We start from the raw sequence: 4,018 nt of genomic DNA, 5'->3' as shown, positions 1-4,018 counted from the left end.
CCCCGGCCGTCGCCGGCCGCACACCCCCCGCCACCGCCCAGGTCGTCCGTACGACGCTCACCGAGACCAAGACCGTGGACGGCACCCTCGGCTACGGCGACCCGGTCACCGTCACCGCCAGGTCGCAGGGCACGATCACCTGGCTCCCCTCGGAGGGCTCCACCGTCACCCGAGGCCACGCCGTCTACAGCGTGGACGCCGACCGCCGCCCCCTCCTGTACGGCACCATGCCGCTCTACCGCACCCTGCGCGACGGGGTCGAGGGCAAGGACGTCGAGCTCCTCGAACGCAACCTCGACCGGCTCGGCTACGACGGCTTCGACGTGGACGGCACGTACACCTGGACCACCCGCGAGGCCGTCGAGGACTGGCAGGACGACCTCGGCCTCGACGTCACCGGCCAGGTCGAGCCCGGCGACGTCGTGGTCGCCCGCGGCCCGCTGCGCGTCGCCGACCTGAAGAAGGCCCTCGGCGACGGCGCGAGCGGCCCCGTGCTCACCGCCACCGGCACCCGCCGCGAGGTTCGCGTCGACCTCGACGTGGCCGACGAGCACCTGGTCCGCAAGGGCATGGAGGCCACCGTCGAGCTGCCCGACGGCACCACGGTCGACGGCGAGGTCACCCGCGTCGGCAAGGTCGCCACCCAGGGCACCGGCGACGACACCGCCACCACCGTCGAGGTCACGCTGTCGGTGACCGGCCTGAAGAAGGCGTACGACGCGGCCCCCGTGGACGTCACGATCGTCGCCGACCGGCGGGAGGACGTCCTCGCCGTCCCCGTCGGCGCGCTGCTGGCCCTCGCCGAGGGCGGCTACGGCGTCCAGGTCGTGGAGGGCGGCGCCACCCGCTACGTCGCCGTCGAGACCGGCATGTTCGCCGACGGCCAGGTCGAGGTGACCGGCCTGGAGGAGGGCATGACCGTGGCGGTGCCCTCGTGATCGCCGAACTCCACGACGTGACCAAGCTGTACGGCGACGTCGCCGCCCTGCGCGGCGTCTCCCTGTCCATCGGCGAGGGCGAGCTCGTCGCCATCTCCGGCCCGTCCGGCTCGGGCAAGTCGACCATGCTGCACCTGCTCGGCACCCTCGACCGCCCGTCCGGCGGCGTCGTCCGCATCGCCGGCCACGACGTGCTCTCCCTCACCGACCGGCAGCTGTCCGCCCTGCGCGCGAACGTCATCGGCTTCGTCTTCCAGCAGTTCCACCTCGCCCCCGGCGTGTCCGCGCTGGACAACGTCGCCGACGGCCTGCTGTACGCCGGCCCGCCTCTGCGCGAACGGCGGCGGCGCGCGTACGAGGCCCTGGAACGGGTGGGCCTCGCGCACCGGGTCGGCCACCGCCCGCACGAGATGTCCGGCGGCGAACGCCAGCGCGTCGCCATCGCCCGCGCCGTCGCCGGCCGCCCCCGGCTGCTGCTCGCGGACGAGCCGACCGGCAACCTCGACTCCCGCTCCGGCGCCGGCGTCATGGACCTGCTGCGCGACCTGCACGCGGGCGGCACCACCGTCGTCGTCATCACCCACGACCGCGACATCGCCGCCTCGCTGCCTCGTCGCGTCGAGATGCTCGACGGCCGGATCGTGCAAGGAGCGCGCACATGAGCGTCCTGACCCCCGCCCGCATGCGCCCGCGCGACGTGCTCAGGACCGGCGGGGCGGGCCTGCGCTCCAGGCCGCTGCGGGTGTTCCTGTCGGCGCTCGGGATCGCCATCGGCATCGCCGCCATGATCGGCGTCGTCGGCATCTCCGCCTCCAGCCAGGAGGACCTCAACCGGCAGCTCGAAGCGCTCGGCACGAACCTGCTCACCGTCTCGCCCGGCCAGACCCTGTTCGGCGAGTCGTCATATCTGCCCGAGGAGGCCGAGGGCATGATCGGCCAGATCGGCCCCGTCACCGCGGTCACCGCCACCGGCACCACGCCGGCCAAGGTGTACCGCAACGACCACGTCCCCGAGGCCGAGTCGGGCTCCATCGCCGTCACCGCCGCCCGCCTCGACCTCCCGCGCGACGTCGGCGCCACCGTCACCGCCGGCGCCTGGCTGAACGAGGCCACCCACCGCTACCCGGCCACCGTGCTCGGCGCGAAGGCCGCCGACCGGCTCGGCGTCGTCCGGCCGGGACCCGACCAGCGGGTCTGGCTCGGCGGGCAGTGGTTCACCGTCGTCGGCGTGCTCGCCCCCGTGCCGCTCGCGCCCGAGCTCGACACGGCCGCGCTGGTCGGCTGGCCCGTCGCGGAGGAACGCCTCCACTTCGACGGCTACGCCACCACCATCTACGCCAGGGCCGAGGAGGCGCACGTCGTCCAGGTGCGCGACGTGCTCGCCGCCACCGCGAACCCGCAGCAGCCCAACGAGGTCGAGGTCTCCAGGCCGTCCGACGTCCTGGCCGCCAAGCAGGCCACCGACGCCGCACTGAACGCGCTCCTGCTCGGCCTCGGCGGCGTCGCCCTGCTGGTCGGCGGCGTCGGCGTGGCCAACACCATGGTCATCTCCGTGCTGGAACGCCGCGCCGAGATCGGCCTGCGCCGCTCCCTCGGCGCCACGCGCGGGCAGATCCGCGCGCAGTTCCTGGCGGAGTCGCTGCTGCTGTCGGCCATCGGCGGCGTCGGCGGCGTGCTGCTCGGCATCGGCGTCACGGCCGCGTACGCCGGGCTGCGCGGCTGGCCGGCGATCGTGCCCGGTTGGGCCATGCTCGGCGGCGTGGCCGCCACCCTCGTCATCGGCGGCGCGGCCGGCTTCTACCCGGCCGTACGGGCGGCCCGCATGTCACCCACCGAGGCCCTGGCCACCCCCTGACGGCTCCACGACGACGCGGACGAGATGCCCGTGCGACCTGTACCCGGGCGGGTCGCCGGGCATCACGCCCGTCACGCACTCGAACACGGCGTCGCCCGCCTGCCGTACCAGGAAGGACGGCTCCGCGATCACCGACAGGAGCCTGATCACCTCGCGGTGCAGGGCGATCCCGCGCAACTCCGCGGCGGGCCTGGCGCGCACCTCGTAGACGCCGTCCTCCAGCAGCCGCTCGCCCAGCACCTCCCAGCCTGGCGCCCGCCGCAGGTGGGGCAGCAGGTGCGCCTCCGGCTCCTCCGTCACCCACCCCTCGGCCCGCATCGCCTCCGCGAGCTGTTCCACGACGGGCAGCAGCGCCGCCGCGTCCCCCACGCCGGTGAACCGCTCGTCGACGTCCCAGCGCCGCCGCTCCTCCATACGTCCGATTGTGACAAGACCACCGCGCGGCGTCCGGGGTAGTTTCGCGGTCTGAACCGGCTACCTGGCACGGGAGGACATCTCCGTCATGGACGTACTCGACCGAGCAGAGCACTACCTGCACCTGCACGGCAGACTGATCGACCGGCTGCGTTTCGAGGCGCTGTTCCGGGGCGGCTCCCGTACACGCGTGCTCGACGCCCTGCGCTGCTACCAGAACGCCGACGGCGGCTTCGGCCACGCCCTGGAGCCTGACCTGCGCGGCCCGAGCAGCCAGCCGGAGCCGGTCGAGGTGGCGTTCTGGATCCTCGACCAGCTCGACGCGTTCGACTCGCCCATGGTGCCCGCCGCCTGCGACTACCTGGCCTCCGTCACCACGCCCGACGGCGGCGTCCCGTTCGTCCTGCCCTCCGTCCGGGAGGCGCCGCACGCCCCCTGGTGGGAGCCGGACGACGACCCGCCCGGCCACCTCATCCCGACCGCCTCCCTCGCCGCGCTCCTGCACAAGCACGGCATCTCCCACCCGTGGCTGGCGCCCGCGACCGACTTCTGCTGGTCACAGATCGCCGCTCTCCAGGAGACGACCCCGTACGTGGCGCGCGCGGTGGTGCCGTTCCTGGAGCACGTACCGGATCGGCGGCGGGCGGAGGCCGAGTTCGCCCGGGTGCGCGAGGCCGTTCTCGCGACCGTGACCTTCGACCCGCACGCGGAGGGAGACGCGCACTTCCCGCTCGACTTCGCCCCCGAGCCGCTGCGCCTGCCCCTCTTCTCCCAGGACGTCCTGGACGCCCACCTCGACCCCCTCCTCGCC

General features: G+C 74.1%; 5 protein-coding genes. 4 read left to right on the top strand and 1 reads right to left on the bottom strand.

Annotated elements, in window-relative coordinates; translation table 11 throughout:
- From C1J01_RS46665 to C1J01_RS46655, 3 genes are all read left to right on the top strand, one after another.
- The coding region (locus C1J01_RS46665; RefSeq protein WP_111185418.1) for a peptidoglycan-binding protein at window positions 1-938 on the top strand (938 nt) is incomplete at its 5' end.
- The gene (locus C1J01_RS46660; RefSeq protein ID WP_111185419.1) at window positions 938-1,600 is read left to right on the top strand and encodes an ABC transporter ATP-binding protein; all 663 of its coding nucleotides are present in this window, start codon (window positions 938-940) and stop codon (window positions 1,598-1,600) included. The genes C1J01_RS46665 and C1J01_RS46660, both read left to right, overlap by 1 nt.
- Window positions 1,597-2,793 (top strand): ABC transporter permease, encoded by a 1,197-nt coding sequence (locus tag C1J01_RS46655; protein WP_111185417.1) that lies wholly within the window; start codon window positions 1,597-1,599, stop codon window positions 2,791-2,793. The genes C1J01_RS46660 and C1J01_RS46655 overlap by 4 nt, the downstream gene beginning before the upstream one ends.
- Here the strand turns inward: C1J01_RS46655 and C1J01_RS46650 are convergent.
- The gene (locus C1J01_RS46650) at window positions 2,764-3,207 is read right to left on the bottom strand and encodes a hypothetical protein (protein ID WP_111185416.1); all 444 of its coding nucleotides are present in this window, start codon (window positions 3,205-3,207) and stop codon (window positions 2,764-2,766) included. The two genes, C1J01_RS46655 and C1J01_RS46650, sit on opposite strands and share 30 nt — an antisense overlap.
- A gap of 88 nt (window positions 3,208-3,295) precedes the next feature.
- Between C1J01_RS46650 and C1J01_RS46645 the strand changes: the two genes are divergently transcribed.
- On the top strand, window positions 3,296-4,018 hold a 723-nt coding region (locus C1J01_RS46645; protein ID WP_111185415.1), incomplete at its 3' end, for a hypothetical protein.

This window comes from Nonomuraea aridisoli (assembly GCF_003236395.1).
GTDB classification, from domain to species: Bacteria; Actinomycetota; Actinomycetes; order Streptosporangiales; family Streptosporangiaceae; genus Nonomuraea; species Nonomuraea aridisoli.
Note: the sequence above shows the minus strand (reverse complement) of the source record. Positions and strands in the feature narration are given on the sequence as shown.